Raw genomic sequence first — 21,418 nt, 5'->3', positions numbered from 1 at the left:
AGAGTATAATATCAGCTTAACTGGAGAAAGAGATGCCTGAAAGAAAGCGTTACACCAAAGAATTTAAACTCGATGCGGTTAGTCTTGTGCTTGATCAAGGCCATAGCAGAACCGATGTTGCCAAAATGTTAGATGTTAACAATCAGATGATCAGTCGCTGGGTCAAGGAATACCAGCAAGATGATGATGGGCAAGCATTTAGGGGCAACGGTAAATTAACACCAGAGCAAGAAGAGATCCGTCGACTTAAAGCGCAGGTCAAACAGCTTGAAATGGAAAAGCGCATATTAAAGGAAGCGACGGTCTTTTTCGCCAAGGAAACGAAATAAAATATCGTTTCATCGCGCAACGTAAAAAGACCTATCCAGTCGATTTAATGTGTCGACTGTTGGGCGTGAATAGAAATGGCTTCTACCGGTATATGAAGAAGCAGGAATGGCCGCAGACGCAGAAGGATAACGAAAAAGCTGAGATGCTCGAATGGATTGAAGCCATAGATGTTGCGAGTGAGCATACATACGGTAGCCGCAGAATGCAGCGAGCATTGAACTGTTTAGGTTATCCAGTAGGCCGACAGCAAACGCGGCAGTTAATGAAAGAAGCCAACGTAAAGGTTCGATACAAGAAGAAGTATAAAATCACCACCAATAGTGATCACGACAAGCCCGTATTCGACAATGTACTCAACCGTGAGTTTGACGTTAACGCACCGGACCAAGCGTATGTTTGCGATATTACCTACGTCTGGACACGTGAAGGTTGGTTGTATTTAGCCGTGGTTATTGATCTGTTCTCGCGGAAGGTTGTGGGCTGGAGTATGGGTTCACGAATGAAGGCCAAGCTTGTTTGCGATGCACTGACAATGGCGATTTGGCAACGTCGCCCGAAGCCAGGATTGATTGTTCATTCTGACAGAGGAAGTCAGTATGCAAGTGACCAGTATCGTCGATTATTGAAAGGCCATGGTTTTATTGGCAGCATGAGTCGAAAAGGCGACTGTTGGGATAATGCCGTGGTAGAGAGTTTCTTCGGTACACTGAAACAAGAACGTGTGCATTGGAAGTCATATCAAACCCGTCTCGAAGCACAGCAAGATATCTTGCAGTACATCGCGATGTTTTATAATCCGATGCGGTTACATTCATACTTAGGATATATGAGTCCGAATCAGTATGAAGTGGCAGCATTGAAACAGAAGAAAGTAGCTTAACTGGGTTGGTCAATTTTGGTTGACCACGTCAATACTATTAATTTCTTTGATATTATTAACTGTAAATGAATCAATTACTTCATCAGCTTTTACAGGATCACAATCAGCTCCATCTCTTTTAGCCTCAGCAAAAGTAGAACCTATAATCAAAAACACAACTAAGTATTTCATAACTCCCTCATTTTTATTTACTTTTAAGTTCTTTCGATAACTTATAATAAGAACTTGAGATAAATAATTCACTTGCCTCAACCACCCTCAAACCTAATATTGAGAATAACAAACATTAACGCATAATTTGCTTCCAACTTAAATTTTAATAACATTGATGTTCTGTATTGACCACTGTGTTTATATCGTACCCTTAACTGTTGTACAGAGAATACCCATTTAAAGGCATTATTCAATGTCATAACTGCGTGTTCTGCACTCGTTATAAAAATCGAGATATTGATGCTTAGTTAGAGGGTGAAAAAGTTTTCCTAGCAGCCTTAGTTCGCTTGTACCGCACCAGTTTTGCACGCAATACTCCACTTCGGCTTCAAGTAAGGCTTTAATAAACACTGGCGACGCGATTGATTCAGCGGTGAGTGAGTCAACGATTTGATGTCGAAATTCGAGATTCAAATCGATATCTTCAGACCAATCGGCAGCAATAGACTCGAAGGCCTCGTCATCTTCACGTTGAATGAAATTACTTAGGTAAGTGGCTTTATTCAACATAGACTCTTAATCACCATCGAAAGGCACCAAGCAAATACATTACCGTTAAGTAAACACTCATTATAATAGCGGTTCCTAAAAGCTGTTCCTTCCATGATTTAGGCCTTGACCAAAAGCTTTGACTAGTGGGCTCTCCCAAAACACCATCTTCATGATTATCTTCCTCATTGCTAGCAATGTGATACTGGGAATTAATGTAACTTTCAGCATCAGCAAGCGTTGAGGATTTTTCTAATAGTAGTGCAAAATCTGCTAAACAACTGCCCAGAGTCGCATAGCCACCGCTATATTCACCTCTTAAGTGATCTGGTGTTAATTTGCACCGCTATGGAGCCATTACACTTGCGGCGTAATGGCGCCACCTAATTTGCACCTAATGGCGCCACCTGATTTGCGGTTAATGGCGCCACTTTAGTCACCCTTTTTACCCTCAAACTTCATTGTAAATAGCGTATCTTTATGTCTACTTTTTAGACAAGGAGATGCGCATGGCAAACAAGAGGTTTGAAATGTACCAATATCGACAAATACTCGTTCGGATGCGAATGGGTGAATCTAATCGTGCTATTGCCCAAAGCGGGTTAATGGGACGCAAAAAGGCACAGAAGTTGAGGGATACCGCACTTGAGCATGGCTGGTTAGATAAACTCAATCCCTTGCCTGACAACGCCCAATTGGCGACCGTGCTAAATGTTACCGTGCATACACCATCATCTAGCGTGTCTTCCGTGTTACCCCATGCTGGGAAGGTCAACAAGTGGATTGAAAGCGGCGTGCAAGGCAGCACTATCCATCAAAAGCTGGTAGACAGTTATGGTTTCACAGGAAGCTATTGGGCGGTAAATCGTTATATCAAAAGTGTGATTGCCAGTGAGCCAGGCAAGGTCTCGACAGTGATGGAGTTCGACCCTGGTGATGCGGTGCAAGTGGACTTCGGGTCTGGTCCGTTGATGGTGGATACCCGCACAGGCGAGCTGCGTAAAACATGGGTGTTTGTGATGACGCTAGCGTGGAGTCGCCATATGTACGGTGAATTTATCTGGGACCAAAGTGTTGCCACATGGCTATCTTGCCATCGCCGTGCGTTTGAGTGGTTCAACGGTGTACCCAAGCGCGTGGTAATCGACAATCCAAAATGTGCCATCACGAAAGCGTGTTATCACGACCCCGATGTACAGCGTGCTTATGCTGAATGCGCGGAAGGTTATGGTTTCTTAATTGCGCCATGTCCGGTGCGCGACCCGCAAAAGAAAGGGCGTGTTGAATCCAATGTGAAGTACATCAAGAATGCCTTCGTGCCACTGAAGGAGTTCCGCAGTTTAAGCGATGCCAATGCACAATTAAAAGAGTGGCTGGTGAGTGTGGCGGGTAACCGCAAGCACGGTACGACGCGTCTTTACCCTTTAACGCAGTTCAAAGAAGTTGAACAGGAATTACTTAAGCCCTTGCCTGAAGTGCCCCCGGAGGAAGCAGTATGGGCGCAAGCAAAAGTCCACGGTGATGGGCATGTACAGTTCGAACTCTGCCGTTACTCGGTGCCTTATACACTCATTCGCCAAACGGTATGGATACGCGCGGGCGATTCCACCGTGCGTATTTATCAGCAACACGAACTCAAAGCTACTCACGGTAGATTACGCCACCAAGGCGGTCGTTCAACGGTGCCAGAGCATCAACCACCTGCGGCGCAAGCCTACAACATGCAAGATCCTCAATACTGTTTAACCCAAGCAAAGAAGGTCGGGGAATACTGCCATCTGTTTGTTGAAAGATTGTTTGCGAGTCGCGTGCTAGATAACCTGCGCGCAGCACAAGGTGTGGTCGGCTTCGCCAAACGCTATGGGCCTACTCGCTTAGAAAGGGCCTGTTGCCGTGCGTTAACCTTCGACAATGTGCGCTACAGCGCCATTAAACAGATACTCGAAAAAGGCTTAGATGAGCTGCCCCATGAAACCAATGCGTTTGATAGTTTAAGCGACAGTTATACCGGTAAAGGTCGCTTCAATCGCGACCCTAACAAACTCATCCCACATTAAAAAAAGGAACAACCATGATTAACCCTATTCCAGAATTATCACCCTTACTCAAACAACTACGCCTATCAGGCATGACGGATTCACTGGCCCAGCGTAACCGCGAAGCCATTGAACACCAAATGACGTATCCTGAGTTCTTAGCCTTACTCGTGCAAGATGAAGTGGCAAGGCGAGACCAAAAGAAATACGCTACACGGCTGCGCCGTGCAGGCTTCAAATCCAATAAAACACTAGAGAGCTTCGACTTAAGCACCAACCCCACACTGAATCGCGCCTATGTGCAAGAGCTGGCAACCTGCGGCTTTATTGATGAAAAAGTGCCTGTATTAATAGCAGGGCCATGTGGCACCGGTAAAAGTCATTTAGCGCAAGCCATCGGGCACTGCGCGGTGCAAAAAGGCGTGGATGTACTGTTCTTTACCCAAGCCAAACTACTGGCAAATCTGTATGCCGCACGCGCCACCAACAGCTATGAAAAGCGCTTCCAAACCTTAGCTAAAGTACCGCTTCTCATCATTGACGACTTCGGTTTAAAGCCATTGAAATCGCCACAAGACGAAGACCTGCACGACTTAATTGATGAGCGTTATGAACAACACGCCACCATTATTACCAGCAACTTAGACTTTACAGAATGGGGAGATGCCTTCCCGAATAAACTACTTGGCGCGGCCACACTTGACCGACTTCGCCACAATGCCTATCGACTAATATTAGAAGGGGAAAGCTATCGAAAATTAAGACCTGAAAACAACATCAAAAACAACAAAACTGGACTCGCTCCAAAAAGCGGTCAATAATCAACTTGTTTGAGGGCAAAAAGAGCATGTTCAGGTGGCTCCATTACGCCGCAAATGGGTGGCGCCTTTAGGGTGCAAATTAACATCTGGGTAATACTGCTGTTTGTTTTTGACCACTTCGGTAAGTTCATTTAAAAAATCGGTAACATTGCCACTAAAATTTATGCTGCGCGCCATTTCTGAAAAAATACCCACAGCCATCACCGACTCGCGAACATCGTACTGTGCATGGTCAGCCTCAAAGCTGCTTCTACGCGCACTGAATATCTCAATGAGTGTCATCCATTCATCGTTTGTCACTCGAAGCATATGATATCCCCTTAAATGCTATGTTAAAGCAACAAGGAGCCGAGTCAGAAGCATCCGCGATTCTTATATTCAGCTGCCCATTCCTGAAACCTTTTCTCATCACGTTCCATACTCCTTTTTTGTCGGGCTAACGTTTTTTTCGACTTGGGCCTAGGCCTCTCTTGATAAAATGTAACACCAGACAAAGCATCTGCAAACATCTCAGGTTTAACATGGCTATAATGCTGCTCAATCATAGCTGCACTTGTACCGCACTGACGCGCGATAACGTCCATGCTGGTTCCGGCTAGTAGTTGCCAAGTAATTCATGTTTCTTAGCGAATAAAACATTTGTGAGCATCAGAGTCTTTTAGCACAGAAACCTTCGGCGGTTTTGGAGGGGCGGGTTTATATTGAAGCGGGTTCGGTCTTCCTTAGGCATTCTGTGTCGCTACAGTCGTGAGAGAAGCGCCATGAGTTGATTATTGGATTAACTTCTGAAAGAGGGTTACGTAAGGACACAAAAAAACCGACTCATAAGTCGGTTTCAGTATCTGCTTATAGAAGAAGAGATGGTACCAGTGGGCGGACTTGAACCGCCACGCTATCGCTAGCAACGGATTTTGAAAGTTTCGCGCCTAAAATATATTTATGTAACTCAATAGTTTAAGTTTGTATTTTAGGCGCTTTGCATCAACTTTGCATAGTTGGTTTTTTGCTCACATCAATGATGTCTAAGCTTCTTGCTCATCTTCATCCTCGTCTTCCCGAACATTATCGGCAAAGTTTGGATACGGTGAGACGTCAAATTGTTCATCCAGTTCTAACGCATGACTCATTACTTTTGGATGGTCAACAGAGGCGAGGTTTCGCCCATATACTTGGTTATTATCTTCTATTTTTGAAAGTAAGTACAAAATAGCATCAATCGAAAATAGGTGTATATAGGGTAATATCGCTCTTCTAAACCTTCCATCTGCCTGAGTGAACCCGCGACTAGCCGTATAGTATGCTGATAGAGTCTTACAGAACATTTCTTCCCATTCGGCAGAGTCATTGATTTCTAGTATGGCGTCCCAATGTTTGCTATCAATTGTCGGATGCTCGTCCCCTTCAACCCACTCAATCAGGTCTTCAAAATGCTGTTCAAGATTTTCTTTTACAAACCAACCTAGACTTTTACCAATATCTTCTGTAGCTATACAGTGCTGAATTTTAAGTTTTGCATCGTCAGACAGTAAAGCATAGATGTGGTGATTTTTAGATAAATAGAAAACCAAGTATTTAATAGGCCAACCACTACTTGAAATATTACTGAAATAGTCGAGATCCCCTGATATTAAAGAGCTAAGCTCGGTCTTATTCCTAGAGCCAATAACTTCCAAAAGCTGTAGATTAATCTTCCTATTCCGTTCGCATTCATCATTTTCTAACTTAAATACGATTTTCCACAATGATCTGTATATTTGCAGCTCTGTTGAAATAGTGAGCCTACTAAGATATCGACTCTCGACATATTGTTTGACTTTCTTTCTTGAATTTAGAGCTTCAGAGTTCTCGGAGATATCTACCATCAATTCGTCGAATATTCTCTGAGTATAGAATGGAGGCTTTATTAGTACCCCTTCCAAAGTATTTCTCAGGAGTGATCGCACAGTTTCCTTATTAGGAGTGTGTAGTTCTCTATCTTGATTCAATACAGGATGGGCGCACAAATGCCTTTGTTTTTGCAAGTATCTTAGGTTTTCATATTCTGAGCCATCAACTAAGTTTGTTTTGTCATATACGTCATCTACAAGCTTCACCTCCCATCCTGAGGATTTGGGGTCGCTGTTCTGTAAAGCCGTGAGTTCATTTAAAATATCGCGTGCAGCTGCATCTTCATATAGGTCAACAAGGTATTGAAGCTTGTAAATGATGTCACATACTGCGACTGACCATAGCATCACAATCGAGGATCTGTAATTACCATTTTGGTATGAAGACAACACTTCCTTGAAGTAGCCTTTAGTCTTGCCAAAGTGGATTCGTTCAGAGATCTTTTCTAATGAAAACTCCATGTTAGTTAAACTCCATAATCAATAAATTCATCGCTTTCGCTCTATAGCTGGAATATTAAAATAATCGTCAGGTGAGGAGGCTTTTAATTGACTCATGTGCTCTTTCCGGTCCTTCCTTCGCTGAATAGTTTCGCCAAACACAAGAATATGTTCTTCCTCATAAATATCGCGAACTTCTTCTGAAGTTAAAATTCCAAGTAGCCGACATGCCTGAAAGAGTCCTTCAGTACGGCTTTTCATTACGTCATCACTGTCGCCTTTCTTTGTATTCTCAAAACAAGCTCTTAGCTCTTTGCGACAATGTTGAATAAATTCTTGTGGCTCCATTAGTTCTCCTTTCGTTTTGTAGTCCTTAAATACAGCCTCGTCTTTTGTAGTTCGCTGCCCATTCTTTGGCTCTGCGGGAGTAGCTTTCTATAGCTTTTTCATTGGAAAGTGCGAATCTATTTTTAATCTGCTGAACCTCGTCAAGTTCAAGGCCAGATAGCTGGTTACTATACATTTTAGGAACAACATGGCTGTAGTGTTGTTCGATCATTGATATGGATGTACCGCACTGTTTGGCAAGAACTTCTATGGGTACTCTTTGAGCTCTCAGTTCCCAAGTGATATAGCTATGACGCAGTGAATATAAGGTTCGCTCGCCTGATGAGTTATCTTGCTCACCTTTCTCTGTTTTAGGTTTCTTTAACCCAAGGTTTTCGAGAGCAAGCGCAAATGTTCTACCAAGCTCCTTAGTTTGCTTCCCGCTTTTCAATCTAAATATCAAATCGTTAGGCTTTCGTTCCGGAAAGTCTCTGGTGAGAAGCCAAATAGCATCATAAATGTTTGCGTTACAGACTACCTCTCTTGTTCCAGTGAACTTGGTTGTTTTACCTTTCCTAACATTCAAATAGAAGCGCGCTTGATGGCCTTGCGTTTGGATGTGTAGGTCGCCCCACTTTAGATTATCGAGTTCAGTACCTGGCCTTAACCCCGTATTTATCGCGAATTCCATATAGTAGTAAAGTAGTCGTCGGATTTCGGCAGTAACCTTTTTCCTAGAGTTTTGCTCAAGTCTAAGTACTTCCTCGCAGATTTGGTCGTACTCTTCAGGCGTGAAGGATAGGCGTCTGTGCCCAGACTCTCCATCATTTGTTAACTTGGGGACCTGAATTGGGAGCATCCACTCATTGTCTAAAGCAAACTCAAAGACTCGTTGTAATGCTGCATTGTGGTTGAGGATTGTAGATTTGGATAAAGTTTTACCGGCTTTTTTAAATCGCCAATTATCAAACTCCTTAAGCTGCGCTCTTTTAATGGACGTAATCGACGTTTTAGCAAAAAATTCGATGTGGTATTTCCTCAGAACGCCGATGTAGTCTTTGAATACTACTTTACCGGTTCCAGCATCCATTTTGCGCTTCATATCAGCTATTGCGAGTTCGGCAACCTCTTTGAAACTCTTATTTTTTACTAAGGTTCCTTCATTAAGTTTAGACTGAAACTCTCTTCTAATAAATTTAGCTTCAACTCTTGCGTCTTCGAGGTCTTCTTGACCCGTGGTTTTGCAGTACCATTTTTTACTGGGGTCGTTATCTAACTTAAAGCGAGCGAGCCACTTGTTACTGTTATCTTGGAGAAAAACATAGAAGTGTTCAAAACCCTCAATATCTACTCGTTCAAGTTGTGCCATTCGCGTAACTGCCCATGCAAAGAAAAATAACGTGCCTAGTGCTTATAGTACTTGAATTACTTGAAGTCGCAATCGAAAGTGGATAGCTGCTGTTAACTGGTGATTTAAGCTTCAGTTCTGCGGGCAAACTTCATGTCTAATTTTATTAATATTATTAAAGGATTAGTAAAATCCGACGATATGTACATTAGATAAAGTTACGCAAAGAATAATTAAACAAGGGACTGATATAAGGTTTTTTAAGAACCTTTACACGCACAATGAGTTTATTTGTCAATACCAACATATCTTCATTAACTGCTCAGCGAAATCTTTTCTCTTCTAGTATGCAGTTAGATAAGTCATTCGAACGCTTGTCATCTGGCTTCAGAATAAATAGTGCCTCAGATGATGCTGCTGGTTTACAAATAAGCGATCGGCTTTCAAGCCAAATAAATGGCCTAAATCAAGCTGTTAGAAATGCAAATGATGCTATTTCAGTGACTCAGACTGCTGACGGTGCGCTCAGCGAGACAGTAGGGAATCTTCAGCGTTTACGTCAACTTGCTATTCAATCTCAAAATGGTATTAATTCTCTCGCTGATAAAACGGCACTTCAAAAAGAGGCGCAAGAGCTCGTCGAGGAGATAAACCGCATTTCTACGGATACTCAATTTGCTGGTCAAAATTTGCTAGATGGAACATATAGCGCCGCGTTTTTGGTTGGCGCGAATGCGGGACAAACAATTACCGTCAGTTTAACCCAGTTCTCCGCAGCAGGGTTTGGACCGCAAGGGGCTTTAATCCCTAATCCAAACCTTATCAGTGGAACTTCAGGATATGTAAAACCGGAAAATGTCTCGGGTGCTGCTGATCTGCAAACCACAGGAGGATTAGGCTTTATTATCGATGATGATCGGCTTGCTTTTGCTGATAACAGAGTCTATAACCTCGCCGTTTCATACGATGGGGGCAATTCTTATTCTGAAATATCACTTAACTTAACTGATCCTGGCTTTGGTCTAGAAGAATTTGCCTCCGCTTTAAATGAGGCCGGAGGGGGAAACCTATGGTCTGCAAGTTCTACTGATGTCTCTCCTACAGGGAGTATCAATGATTTCAGGATAGCTGCACCCGACCAAAAAACGATAGATGAACTATTTCCCAACCCAATATTTTTTAGAAATGAAGTAGGAATCTATAAGTCTGAAGATATTTTACAGGCTATTGACGGTGCAATATCTAGGTTTGGAAGTGTAAGGTCTGAGCTTGGCGCATTACAAAATAGATTCCAGTCCACAATTAGGAACCTCAGTATCACCTCTGAAAACTTAAGTGCATCTAGAAGCCGAATAAATGATACCGATTACGCTAAAGAAACTGCTAATTTGGCCCGAAATCAAATCATTCAGCAAGCAAGCAACACCATACTAGCTCAGGCAAATCAAAGGCCTCAATTAGCGTTGTCACTTCTTTCGTAGCTGCCTTTAATCCGTATTAACGTGGAGCTATTTTTTGCTTTTGCCTTGGTAAAAGTAATTGCCTCTAGCTGCTATTAACAGCAACTAATTTCAAATTAATACTATGATTTTTAATTCCGATCTGATTTGAACAGCGATTCCAGATTTATTTAGTACAGTTTTGCACTCATTTACGGAATCGCTGTTCAAGCACACCCGAATCTAATGTGTAACGTTCTAATAAACAAAAGAAGAAGTACTCATTAGATAACCCAGCGAGCAAAGCAATGTAGGCTAAACAGCAACCTGAAAATTAAAAGGGTCAACACCTTTTTTTATTAAAATATTGCTCCAACAAGATAAAAGGGATTGAGTTAGTTCAGAGTCAAATTTCGGATGGTTTCTGAGAAACTTATCTGACTCTCTCCAGCATTGAAGAGAAACGTTCACTGGAAGGTTGTCATTCATAGTCTGCTCCATATAGAGCCCTGTCACTGTATTGAAAACAATGTCGAATACGCTATGGTTCTCTTCCCCTTTTTCTCTATTAAGGTATCGATTGGTGCATACTTCGATGAGTTCATCGGTTTGACGGTCATTGATAAAACTTATTTCGGATGCAAATAATGTAACAGTTTGCTCTATTTCGTTTGTGAAACCCTCTTTTCTCCCCGACTTTTTCCCTCTAAGCCATCCGATATATACAGCTTTAACGATAACGAACCCTATCCAGCAAACAACCAAAAAACCTATAAATTCAAGCATAACTACTCCATGTCTTAATGTATTTTTAAGGTTGGCTAGGATGCATTAATTTTACATACAAAACAATGGGGTAGCTGTATCTAATTGTAATGGCTAATTCTGGATTGGTAGGGTGATCCCCCGAAGAACAACTTAAGTCAAAAGTAGAACCTTCTCGTAACCTATACGTGGGAGGTTCTGCATGAAAAAATCGAAACACACCGATAGCCAGATCATGGCGTTGTGAAACACGCCGAAGCCGGTACGCCTGTTCCTGAACTGTGCCGAGAACCTCGCACATAGTTACCTTTAACATGCATTAAGAGTAACAAGTCGTGACCGCGAAGCTTAACAATGCTCGCGTATATTGGTTAGTGCTATGCACATTCTATTTTTCTATCTGCGAATCTGTGTGGTGTTGCTATCAGATTCTGTAATTCGTATAGTTTTTCCTGATATCGTTTTATTAGCTGTTTTTTAAAATCAGTACTTGCCTGAAGTTTGTACTTGCACATCTTTCGCTCAAGAATTCTGCGGTTATTGTTAGTCAGCAAATATACTGCTTTTCCAATTCCTTCTCGCCGAATTAATTCAAAAACCGACTTGGGCATACCATCAAGGATGAGCGGATCGTAAAACGTAACGCCTTGAAACGCATACTTTTGGGTGTGTAATTCACTAAGCCTGAACATTGACTTTCTTCCTCTGGCGTTAGGTTTGTGGAGTTTTTCTAATCTTGTGTACTGACTATAACCATTGAACATACCACCTTGTTCAAAAGCCTTGTCATAAAACTTCACTGGGCATCCATTGCCAGCGCCATACTGAAAGCCGCTATACAGACATGATACATCATCTATAAAACTCTCAAACGTGGTGCGATAAGCGTAATCTACAATAAGGTGTTCGAACGCCAGGTTGGGAATATCAAGTGTGTAATCAACACGAGTGACTTTGCTGTTTGAAATACACATGTCGTAATCACTTTTACCTACCATTTGTCTGATATCATTAAATACTGCAATGGCATTGGCTAGACCTACAGTGTTGGGATTGAACTGAACACGAACACGATTCTGCCGTAAGCGGTCAAAATAGACCGCTCTTTTATTCTTAAGCTAAGCCCCTAAAATCTAATCATTGATTAATATAGGAGAAAATATCAATGACTAGACGAAGCTCTCAAGAATGGCAGCAACTTATCGATGCGCAAGAAGCCAGCGATATGACCATCGCGCAGTTTTGCCACACGCACCACATTAACCAGTCCACTTTTTATTTGCAACGCAAAAAACGTCAAGCTTTGTCGTTGCCGCAGACATCACCGCAATGGCTGCCCATTGACAGCATGACCTCACATCGGCCAGCCATGCGCCAATGGCAAATCGAGTTAACGCTACCAAACGGTGTGGTGCTGAACATGAGTAGAGATGGTTAATGCTAACAGCAAGTAGCGCTAAAATATGGTTATATCTTGGTATTGCCGATATGCGCAAGCAGTTCGACGGCTTAGCGGCGTTGGTGAACAATCAGTTGCAGATGCAAGCACAGCTCGGCGATTGGTTTGTGTTTGTGAACCGCAAACGCACCATGATAAAAGTGCTGTATTACCATCAAGGCGGTTACTGTTTATGGTCGAAAAGATTGGAGCGGGGCACCTTCGGTAAAGTGTCAGGTAATGGGCATAAAATCGCCCTGAACACCGCGCAGTTACAGTGTTTGATTGATGGTGTTTATTGGCAAAAAGGCAAACAAAACATGCGACTTAAGTAGCTGAATTTGCTATACTTAGCCGCATGAAAAGCGCTGCCGATTTGCCACAAAACACACCTCATATTCCACAAGAAGAATATGCTAATGTGTGTGCAAAACTGGCTGAGTCACAAGCACACGCCGCGCAGTTGCAACAACAAGTCGACTGGTTTAAGCGTCAGTTGTTTGGGCGTAAGTCAGAAAAGCACATAGTAGAGAATTCTGACCAAACGCAGTTGTTTGGCCAAGCGACGAATGAAGATTTACCGCCAGCACCTAAAAAAGCCGTCAAAGGCTATGCCCGCTCCACTAAACAAAAAGATGACAATAACGTCAATGATACCGGCCTTCGCTTTACTGATGACGTGCCCACAAAAGTGATTGATGTGCCTTGCCCCGAGCTTGAAGGTGAGGATGCTGATAAGTATGAAATTATTGGCACGAAAGAGACCCATCGCTTAGCGCAACTGCCAGGTAGCTACCAAGTCTTAATTTATCGCAAAAAAGTCTTTAAAAGCAAAGAAACGGGCAACATGTTGTCCCCCTCAACTCCCGATAATGTGTTAGAAGGGGCGTATGCGGATGTATCACTATTAGCGGGCCTCATGGTTGATAAAGCCGTATTCCATTTACCCCTTCACCGACAGCATTTACGTATGCTGCAATCGGGTGTGACTTTATCGCGGGCGAGCTTAATCAACTACGTCAGTCAAAGCATTGATTTAGTTATCCCTATCGCACAAGCAGTGCTGAGTAATATACTGAGTGGGGGCAACATCAGCATGGATGAAACGCCGATGAAGGCGGGTCGACAAGCCTCGACTCGCCGCAAACATAACACCATGAAACAAACCTACTTCTGGCCCATTTATGGTGAGCAAGATGAAGTGGCCTTTACCTGGTCATCTTCTCGCGGCAAACAACATGCGATTGCGCAACTCACTGGCTTTAATGGCACCTTGCTAAGCGATGGTTATGCGGTGTATAGCCAAATCATTGATACGCTAAACAGCCAAGGCCAACACATCACCCATGCAGCCTGTTGGGCGCATACGCGCCGCTACTTCGAAAAAGCATTGGATTATCATCCTAAAGAGGCACAATACGCCTTGGCTGAAATACAAAAGCTGTATAAAGTGGAAGCACACATACGAAAACACGCGCTTAATGCCGAGGATACCGTGCAATATCGCCTCAAACACAGCGAGCCTGTCATCAATGCTCTGTTTCATTGGCTATACGAGCAACGCCAACGCCCAGAATTATTACCTAAAGATCCGTTAAGCAAAGCCTTAGCTTATGCCTATGACCGTCATCATGAGTTAAAGACTTACCTGACGCACGCACAAGTGAATATCGACACTAATCATTTAGAAAGGGCCTTACGCGTTATCCCTATGGGTAAGAAGAACCATTTGTTCTGCTGGAGTGAGTTGGGCGCAAAACAGCTTGGTGCCTTGCATACACTCACCGTGACCTGCAAATTACACAACATCAATCCATACCACTACCTAGTCGATGTACTGCAACGCGTATCGCAACATCCAGCCAAAGACATCATCGACTTAACCCCTAGACGCTGGAAAGCACTGTTCGCTGATAAACGCCTGCGCTCAGACATAGAAAAGTGAAGACGCTATGACCGAAAAAGAAACGAAAACGACCATCGATATTAGCCAACTCACTCTCGACCAATTGTATATACTCAATGAAGCGGTCGTTAACCGCATTGATGAATTACGAGCAAAACAAGATAGAGAAGCGCTTGCTAAACTGCGCCCAGGCATGAAAGTGCAGTATGCTCATGATGGCAAAACTATCACCGGCACGTTACTTAAGAAAAATAGAAAAACGGTGCTCATTGCTAACAACAATGGCAAGACGCATCACAAGGTGCCGGCTGGCATAGTAACTGCGGTTAGCGTTGCTAAACTCGATCTTAGTCAGGCGGTCAAGAACGGTCTAAAATGATCGGTTACATTCTGCCGTTCATTGAGCCCAAATAAATATATGGAGAAGTAAGCTCCATTACTAAAAGTTGCTGTTATGCATTTCCGATATTTGTGACTTCCAACCTCGTCATTTGTTAATTGCTTTAACTTATACTGCCTATCCGCCGTTCTGATCTGTTGAAGACGGTATAACGATTTCGTGGCATTTTCTGAGAAGGGAATTGTGAACGAAAGCATGTCGATTGATGGACTTCCATACAGACAAGGGTTATCCAATAAGTTAGTTAAGATATATGAGCTTTGTTCTAAATCATGTTTCATAACAACAGCTTCCTAAATAAAAATAGTACAGTGTTCATAAGGAAATTATTATTTGTCAGCACAATAAGCAGATTATTTGAAATAACCGGTACCCTCACAACCCTCACTCCCCTCAGTCTAAGAGTGGTTAACATAGCTGAGCTGAATGAGGGGAGTGAGGGGAGTGAGGGTTCAGTAAGTTGCGGTATTTCAGTACTTAGTACCTTTCAGAACATTTATTACATCTTCGAATTCGTGGGTGTCTTTCAAATACCATTCAAAGCTGTCTGCCCTTGGTGAGCTTTGTCTCTCAACAATCCCGAGTTCTTTAAGAAGTAGTAGCACTTCATTAACAAACGGGGTGCTCCTTCCGACCATTGACCATTCTGATTGAGTGATGTACCGAGTAGTCCACTTGCGCTTGTTAATCAAAGACAGCTTCTCTAAGATTTTTATCGCAGTTGAAGATAATAAAAGTCGCTTTCTATTCAGCATGCGAGATCTTTCAACTGTAATATCATCAATGAACCTTTTTGCCTCTAAATAGGTTTCTTTTTTAATTGCAATTATAGGTTTTTTTCCCACAAAACTTTCTTCAGAAAGTTGCATGATTTCTAGTGCCAAGGCGACACTGAGTACCTTATCTGTCATCCCATCTTCAAGATCTTCACGACTCACTTCACGTGAAAAGTAAACAGATAACCTCTCTGATTTTAACTTTTTAAGCAGTGCAAGTTTTTTGTTCAAGTCTACGATTTCTGAGCTGGAATACTCGTTGAGCTCAGTTGTAAATTCTCCATCCATAAGAGGAAACATATCGAAATCAAGTATGACATCTACATCATCTGTATTGACTACATTTAAGGTCTCCGGTTCTGACAAGGAGAAGTTCGCAAAGCTTTGATAGTCGATGGCCCCAAACACGGAAAGAAACGAACCTGCTGAAGATTTATCCTTGCCAAGGAGCTCTTTTTGGATCGATAGACTATTACCTCTTAAGCTATTTGCAATTTCGATGGAAGTTGGTCTTGCCTTCTGAATACTTGATATCAATGCAGCTAGACTGTGATGCACAATTGACAAACCATCTGCACTAAATTTGTGTGCTAGAGCTACCTGAGAAGGATCATTGGTTGGGCAATGAATTCGTTTTTCATACCGGTTTAAGTCTTCATGGCTCAATGAAATGAATTCATTTTTAGCTTGCTCTAACGTCTCTAGAGCGACCGTATCATTATTTTTTCTAGCAAGACGAATATTCTTTCTGAGTTCGTTCAGCACTTCTCCTTGTTGCATCTGGCTATACTTTTTATAAAACTCTTCTTGCTTTTCTTGATGGAAAAAATTGGCCTGCATAGATGTCTGGAGTAATTCAAAGGTATCCAAAATAGTTCTAAATGCTGGCTCAGCCGAAGTCAGATTTGATGTAACGAAGAGTGTATTTAACGGTTTTAATGAGTAGTTACCAATTCTCTTTGTGTCAATACCGTGAAAGTGAGAGGAAATTACGGATAGCTTTAACAGATTAAAAAATGTTGCAGTTCCATCACTATATTCGTGGACTAGATCAGGGCATAGTGAAGGTGCACGGGTAACCGAAGCATCTACAGTGTAGATCGGAAGTGAGAAATGCTCTCCCACAAAAGCTGATTTATCTCTTTCGTAACGAAGAGTATTTTTCAGGAATTCAAAGTGCCCAGCATCTTTATTGATGTTTATTAAGATAGAGGACTCAATTTTTAATTCATCAATTAAATAGTCGTTTCTCTCAACAAGACTTGTTAGTGCCGTTTCTAGACCTTCCTTGTGTTTATGTTCGAAACCATATAAGGCTAAGTAACAGCGAAAGCCTTTATTTCTTCTTTGCATAAAAGCGGAAACGGCCCTAAGTTCAAAAGTTTTATTAAATCCAAATGAGTTATCAAAGATATCAATTCTTACAAGTGTGAGGCTTTGTGAATCTTTGGGTTCAACCCGCAATTGTACACCTTCAAATCCATCAATTTTATTGAAAAGTCCTTCAAGTCGTTTTCCTTCTGCACGGCATTTATATATGCTCATTTTTTTTCCTTGAGGTTTAATGAGCAATTTTCCGGCACCAGTAGGGACACATTTCATTGCTTTTCTAATAGCTATACTAACTGGCATTTTTGAAGGTGAGACACCGACAGATTCTGGTTGATAATGCATAATTTTTCTCCTAAAGAGTTGTTACTTCAGGGTTCAATTTAGCATTCATGAATAGTGAATTAACTTTATCCTATCTCGCGGATTATGTATTTTAGGCTATGGTTAATTAGTGTTTTTAAGCTTCCGTGTGAGAGGAAGCGGGTTTTGAAAAAAGTTATTATAAAGCAATGGCATACGGGTTAATGGTTGGATGAATAAGTTACAAAAGAGAGCCTTTAAAAAACTCCTCTTTTATTCAAGAGCTCAAAACGATGACAAAAATGGGCGCAAATTATCTAGAGGAGCATTTGAGTTCGGTGTGTATGTCCTGTCATCACTTACAAGAGATGAGTTGAAGCTTGGTGGTTGGAGTCAAAAGTACAATTCACTTGCAGAAATAGGAGACTATTTCGGAAGCTTCTTTGATGGTGAGCCGATGCCCCCAAATAGAGTGGAGGAGGCTATTCTTGAGTTAAGCATAATAGGCTTAATAACTGTTGATCGAGTGGAAAATACCTCTGAGGAAAGAGAAAAGTATGGCTTTTCAGGAGGCAAGGAAGCATGGTTTTTGGATGTCGATTTAAAGGCATTCGTTGAGAGCTAATTTAACAACAGCCCTTTAAATGAAGTTGTAATGGTGTACTAAACAGGTCAAAAACAGCGGCAGGAATCCCCTGAAATAGGCGTTACATTGTGGGCATGACTGTGTTTCAGCAGTCTCCAAATCCCACACAAAAACGCTTATTCAGGAGGTTCCTATGGATGCTCAGTGTCCGTATGCGCTGTATTTGGCTCGATTATCAACCAATAGCAGGCGGTCAATTCAGGCTCAGTTAGAAGGTATTGCTGAAGTCATGGGTTGGCCACTTGTTGATTTACCCGCTAAGCTTGCCTGCGTTGATTACGCGCAGGCGCTTTCCATTCAAAACACCCTTCTACGTGAAGGCTTTGCGCCACGTAGTATCAACCGAGCTATGATGGCAATACGTGGTGTGGTGAAAGCTGCCGTTATTACCAACCAAGTCGACCAACAACATTATCTTAATCTACAATCTGTGCCCAAGGTCAAACATGGGCAGCATGCCGGTACGCCGCTTACGGTGCATCAGGTGCGTAAGCTATTCCGAATGCTTGCACAAAATCGCACACCGTTAGGACTACGCAACTATGCCATCTTTGCTGTGATGTTGGGATGTGGTCTGCGCCGAAGCGAAGTCGCTGACCTGAACATTGGGCACTATGACAGAGAAAAGCGCACGCTGTTTGTGGCACAAGGCAAAGGCAATAAGTCACGAACTGTGTATCTGCCTGACTGGGTGCAGGTAACCATCGAGGATTGGTTAGAAGCGCGCACCGACGAGTCTGGTTACCTATTTTGTACGGTAAAGCGCGGTGGCCACGCACATACCGGCAATCCTATTAACGGTGAGTTGGTTTACTCGCTAGTCAAACGCTACTTCAAAGAGCTAGGTTTGCCCACCGTCACACCACATGACTTACGCCGAACCTATATCACTCGGTTACTAGACCAAGGCGCAGACCTTAATACGGTAAGACAAATGGCAGGGCATTCGGACATCTCAACCACCGTTATCTACGACAAGCGCGATGACAAAACCATGCGCAAAGCAGCAGATGAACTCAATTATGGTGATGCAGGACTGCCGCTATGACATCGCGCAATATGGTATCCAGTGCATTGCCTGCACTAGGCTCGAAGCTGGCTTTACGACTATTGGACGTGACACCATCACACGTTGACTTTGACTGGCCTTCCACGTTACCTAAAGTGATAGACAAGCATGTCCGCCTTGCCAAGACGTTGAAAAAACAGGACGTTAAAAAGGTACTGTTATCCAGCCTTAATCTGTCATCTGAAGAACTGCGGTTATCAAGAAACGTCGATAAGGTGTGTGAGCTGTTTGGCCTAGCGCATCCATGCGGCGAGATAATACTGTTCACGATGCTTTTATCTATCAATGAAGGCTTCGCCAAGCTTTACTCAGACATGGAATTTACTGTCCAGCGTCTGACTAACCAGCGCATCTTATGCCACATGTTCGAGTCGCGCATTGAGGCATTGCATGATGCTCAGGCAAAGCTTTTTGAGCTAGGTTTTGTCGACAGCATGGACATCGACAATTTATCGACCTTGGGACTGCCGTATTTTCTTCGCAATGCGTTACTGACGACAACGATAAGCACAAAAGAGCAGTTGTTAGCACCGTTGATGACGAGCAGCCCAAAGGCACAGTTCGGGCTTAAAGACTTTTCGCATATCAATCATGAATTGGTGAGCGATTACCTACATGCTGCAATTGATAAACAGGTATCGGGTGTTTCACTGCTGCTTTACGGCGAAAGCGGTAACGGTAAAACTGAGTTTGCCCGAACGCTCGCAAAAGTCACTCACCGTCAGCTTATCGAGGTACGTGCAAAAGACACCAAACAGAAATCTACGCAGAATGAATTCGGCTATCCATTTGCCAGTGACGAACGGTTGCAGAGCTTAAAATTACTGCAAACTCTATTGGGCAGTAACAGTAATGCCATGTTGTTAATTGATGAATGTGAAAGTCTGTTCGACCAAGCCGATACCCGATATACCAAAGAACGGCTACAACGGTTTATTGAGCAGACCCAAGTGCCGTGCATCTGGATAACGAATTATATCAACTGGCTAGAGCCGAACTACATTCGCAGGTTTAAACTGGTGATGGAAGTTACTGCACCGCCTGCGTCCCAGCTTGAATCGATTATCCATACATCCAGTAAAGGCTTGCGACTGTCCAAGACCTTTAAACACCAATGGGCAAAGACAGATAACTTAACGCCAGCGGTCATCGATAATGCCTGCCATGTTGCCCATTTGGTAAACCACTCAGGCAATGATGCCGAAAAGACGGTTACCGAAGTGGCTGAAAATACCTTAATCGCATCTGGCCTATTAGAATCTGTTCCGCAATACCAAGGTGACATACCGTTTGATATAAGTCTGCTCAATATCAAAGGTCCCAAGTCGCGAATTCGCGACATCGAGAATGCGATTAAATGCGATGCGCCTATTCGTGTATTGCTCACCGGACCTCCCGGTACAGGTAAAACGGCACTGGTCCATCACCTTGCTGAGATGCATGACAAGACTATTATCCGTGTCTCGGCATCAGATGTGCTCAGCAAATACGTTGGAGAAAGCGAGCAACAGGTATCTGAGCTGTTCTATCGCGCCCATCATGAGCAGGCAATCTTGTTACTGGATGAAGTCGATAGCCTGTTAGCAAGCAGGCAGCATCTGACTGCCCAACACGATGTACAACTGGTTAATGAACTGCTGACGAAGCTTGAGTGCAATACACAGCCCGTGTTTGCTGCCACCAACTACGCAGCCAAGTTGGACCATGCGGTGCTTAGACGCTTTGACATCAAGCTTGAATGCACGTACTTGTCAGTTAAGCAGCTGCACAAGCTGTACAAGCAAACGCTTGGCATACGCGCTCTCACGCAGTCTGAGGCCTCTACACTCAGTCAGCTTAAACATATTACGCCAGGTGATTTGGCAATCGTTGCCAGACACATGCGTTTTAACCCTAAGACGGACCACCGCAAACAGGCACTCTCACTGCTTGTTGAGGAAAACCGTCGCAAACAACCTAAAACCCCAATCGGCTTTTTAGCCAACTAAACCAACCTAGAAGGTAAACAACATGACTACATCAGTATTGAGTTCGCTCAAGGTTATCGCTCGTCCTAAAATCGAGCCAAAACCACCGGTTCTTGGCAAACGTCTCAGGCTTATTGAAAAGCTGGAGCAGCAAAAAGAGATGGCTGTCTGCATGATTGAGAACCGGCGTTTCGAAGCCTTTCGGGACAAGAAAGTCAAAAATCCCGAAACAGGCGAAGTGACCGTTCAACGTCGACCTACCAGCGTTAGGCCTTGGTATTACGACAGCGACGACCACTACTATCTGGAAGTTAAGGTGAACAACAAGCCCATCGATATACAAAAAGGAAAACCTGCCATCGATGTTGGAGATAAAGCCAAACTGCCTGAGGTGATTGACACCATCATCAAAGCGACAGAGTCCGGTGAGCTGGATGACTTCTTACTTAAACCTGCTGTGCCGAAGAAGGCTAAGCAATAGCGAGCAGAAAGCGGATAACAAAACGAGCCTTATCCGCTTTTATTCATTTAGCAATAAGGTATTGCCGCAAAGATAGGTGCTTGGCTTATCTGCATACCAATAAATTAGTTTCTTCAATCAAATCCAGT

At 43.0% G+C, this 21,418-nt stretch carries 21 protein-coding genes and 1 pseudogene; 12 read left to right on the top strand and 10 right to left on the bottom strand.

The window, feature by feature from the left end; genetic code table 11:
- The first annotated feature begins 32 nt into the window (after positions 1-32).
- Positions 33-1,210, top strand: a protein-coding gene (locus tag CW735_RS15620) for an IS3 family transposase (protein ID WP_100970927.1) whose coding sequence is annotated in 2 segments (ribosomal slippage) — positions 33-282 and positions 282-1,210 — 1,179 coding nt in all. Because the reading frame shifts where the segments join, the coding sequence is not laid out codon by codon here.
- A gap of 9 nt (positions 1,211-1,219) precedes the next feature.
- Here the strand turns inward: CW735_RS15620 and CW735_RS15615 are convergent.
- Positions 1,220-1,453, bottom strand: a complete 234-nt coding sequence (locus tag CW735_RS15615; RefSeq protein ID WP_100972885.1) for a hypothetical protein — start codon at positions 1,451-1,453, stop codon at positions 1,220-1,222.
- A 156-nt stretch (positions 1,454-1,609) separates the two neighbouring features.
- Complete coding sequence (locus CW735_RS15610; RefSeq protein ID WP_100972884.1) at positions 1,610-1,933, bottom strand: hypothetical protein; 324 nt, start codon at positions 1,931-1,933, stop codon at positions 1,610-1,612.
- A gap of 509 nt (positions 1,934-2,442) precedes the next feature.
- On the opposite strand from CW735_RS15610, the gene istA reads away from it, so the two are divergent.
- Positions 2,443-3,969 carry an IS21 family transposase gene (istA, locus tag CW735_RS15605; RefSeq protein WP_083595408.1) on the top strand — a complete coding sequence of 509 codons (1,527 nt, stop codon included), beginning with the start codon at positions 2,443-2,445 and terminating at the stop codon, positions 3,967-3,969.
- A gap of 14 nt (positions 3,970-3,983) precedes the next feature.
- Complete coding sequence (istB, locus tag CW735_RS15600; RefSeq protein ID WP_269529678.1) at positions 3,984-4,769, top strand: IS21-like element helper ATPase IstB; 786 nt, start codon at positions 3,984-3,986, stop codon at positions 4,767-4,769.
- Between the two features lie 30 nt (positions 4,770-4,799).
- On the opposite strand, the gene CW735_RS15595 is transcribed toward istB, so the two are convergent.
- The 5 genes and pseudogenes from CW735_RS15595 to CW735_RS15575 all read right to left on the bottom strand — a co-directional run bounded on the left by CW735_RS15595 (position 4,800) and on the right by CW735_RS15575 (position 8,792).
- Positions 4,800-5,078 carry a hypothetical protein gene (locus CW735_RS15595; protein ID WP_100972883.1) on the bottom strand — a complete coding sequence of 93 codons (279 nt, stop codon included), beginning with the start codon at positions 5,076-5,078 and terminating at the stop codon, positions 4,800-4,802.
- A gap of 44 nt (positions 5,079-5,122) precedes the next feature.
- Positions 5,123-5,383 (bottom strand): annotated as a pseudogene (locus tag CW735_RS20155) (site-specific integrase); the annotation flags it as partial.
- A 408-nt stretch (positions 5,384-5,791) separates the two neighbouring features.
- Entirely contained in the window at positions 5,792-7,117 is a 1,326-nt protein-coding gene (locus CW735_RS15585; RefSeq protein ID WP_100972882.1) for a hypothetical protein, read from the bottom strand.
- A 27-nt stretch (positions 7,118-7,144) separates the two neighbouring features.
- Complete coding sequence (locus CW735_RS15580) at positions 7,145-7,444, bottom strand: hypothetical protein (protein WP_100972881.1); 300 nt, start codon at positions 7,442-7,444, stop codon at positions 7,145-7,147.
- 25 nt (positions 7,445-7,469) lie between these two features.
- Complete coding sequence (locus tag CW735_RS15575) at positions 7,470-8,792, bottom strand: tyrosine-type recombinase/integrase (RefSeq protein ID WP_100972880.1); 1,323 nt, start codon at positions 8,790-8,792, stop codon at positions 7,470-7,472.
- A gap of 260 nt (positions 8,793-9,052) precedes the next feature.
- Between CW735_RS15575 and CW735_RS20045 the strand changes: the two genes are divergently transcribed.
- Positions 9,053-10,252 (top strand): flagellin N-terminal helical domain-containing protein, encoded by a 1,200-nt coding sequence (locus tag CW735_RS20045; RefSeq protein ID WP_100972879.1) that lies wholly within the window; start codon positions 9,053-9,055, stop codon positions 10,250-10,252.
- Between the two features lie 273 nt (positions 10,253-10,525).
- Here the strand turns inward: CW735_RS20045 and CW735_RS15565 are convergent, their stop codons facing one another.
- Both CW735_RS15565 and CW735_RS15560 read right to left on the bottom strand, forming a co-directional pair.
- Complete coding sequence (locus CW735_RS15565; RefSeq protein WP_100972878.1) at positions 10,526-10,996, bottom strand: hypothetical protein; 471 nt, start codon at positions 10,994-10,996, stop codon at positions 10,526-10,528.
- 356 nt (positions 10,997-11,352) lie between these two features.
- Positions 11,353-11,973: a hypothetical protein gene (locus tag CW735_RS15560; RefSeq protein WP_157812707.1), complete on the bottom strand. Its 621-nt coding sequence runs from the start codon at positions 11,971-11,973 to the stop codon at positions 11,353-11,355.
- A 167-nt stretch (positions 11,974-12,140) separates the two neighbouring features.
- Here CW735_RS15560 and tnpA point away from each other — a divergent pair, with 167 nt between their 5' ends.
- From tnpA to CW735_RS15540, 4 genes are read left to right on the top strand one after another with little or no spacing between them, the layout of a single operon-like run.
- The gene (gene tnpA / locus CW735_RS15555) at positions 12,141-12,413 is read left to right on the top strand and encodes an IS66 family insertion sequence element accessory protein TnpA (RefSeq protein ID WP_100970758.1); all 273 of its coding nucleotides are present in this window, start codon (positions 12,141-12,143) and stop codon (positions 12,411-12,413) included.
- The gene (gene tnpB / locus CW735_RS15550; protein ID WP_100970759.1) at positions 12,413-12,748 is read left to right on the top strand and encodes an IS66 family insertion sequence element accessory protein TnpB; all 336 of its coding nucleotides are present in this window, start codon (positions 12,413-12,415) and stop codon (positions 12,746-12,748) included. The genes tnpA and tnpB overlap by 1 nt, the downstream gene beginning before the upstream one ends.
- Positions 12,749-12,771: 23 nt before the next feature.
- On the top strand, positions 12,772-14,358 hold the full coding sequence (tnpC, locus tag CW735_RS15545; RefSeq protein WP_198520977.1) for an IS66 family transposase: 1,587 nt from the start codon (positions 12,772-12,774) through the stop codon (positions 14,356-14,358).
- Positions 14,359-14,365: 7 nt separating this feature from the next.
- Entirely contained in the window at positions 14,366-14,698 is a 333-nt protein-coding gene (locus CW735_RS15540) for a hypothetical protein (RefSeq protein ID WP_100970760.1), read from the top strand.
- A gap of 491 nt (positions 14,699-15,189) precedes the next feature.
- Here the strand turns inward: CW735_RS15540 and CW735_RS15535 are convergent, their stop codons facing one another.
- A complete protein-coding gene (locus CW735_RS15535; protein ID WP_100972876.1) occupies positions 15,190-17,169 on the bottom strand; it encodes a hypothetical protein in 1,980 nt (659 codons plus the stop codon).
- Positions 17,170-17,359: 190 nt separating this feature from the next.
- On the opposite strand from CW735_RS15535, the gene CW735_RS15530 reads away from it, so the two are divergent.
- The 4 genes from CW735_RS15530 to CW735_RS15515 all read left to right on the top strand — a co-directional run bounded on the left by CW735_RS15530 (position 17,360) and on the right by CW735_RS15515 (position 21,290).
- Positions 17,360-17,752 carry a hypothetical protein gene (locus tag CW735_RS15530; RefSeq protein WP_100972875.1) on the top strand — a complete coding sequence of 131 codons (393 nt, stop codon included), beginning with the start codon at positions 17,360-17,362 and terminating at the stop codon, positions 17,750-17,752.
- A gap of 154 nt (positions 17,753-17,906) precedes the next feature.
- Entirely contained in the window at positions 17,907-18,821 is a 915-nt protein-coding gene (locus CW735_RS15525; protein ID WP_100972874.1) for a tyrosine-type recombinase/integrase, read from the top strand.
- Complete coding sequence (locus CW735_RS15520; RefSeq protein ID WP_100972873.1) at positions 18,818-20,830, top strand: AAA family ATPase; 2,013 nt, start codon at positions 18,818-18,820, stop codon at positions 20,828-20,830. The genes CW735_RS15525 and CW735_RS15520 overlap by 4 nt, the downstream gene beginning before the upstream one ends.
- A 22-nt stretch (positions 20,831-20,852) precedes the next feature.
- The gene (locus CW735_RS15515; protein ID WP_100972872.1) at positions 20,853-21,290 is read left to right on the top strand and encodes a DUF6641 family protein; all 438 of its coding nucleotides are present in this window, start codon (positions 20,853-20,855) and stop codon (positions 21,288-21,290) included.
- Positions 21,291-21,418: the final 128 nt, after the last annotated feature.

Source organism: Alteromonas sp. MB-3u-76 (assembly GCF_002831605.1).
Lineage (GTDB): Bacteria > Pseudomonadota > Gammaproteobacteria > Enterobacterales > Alteromonadaceae > Alteromonas > Alteromonas hispanica.
Note: the sequence above shows the minus strand (reverse complement) of the source record. Positions and strands in the feature narration are given on the sequence as shown.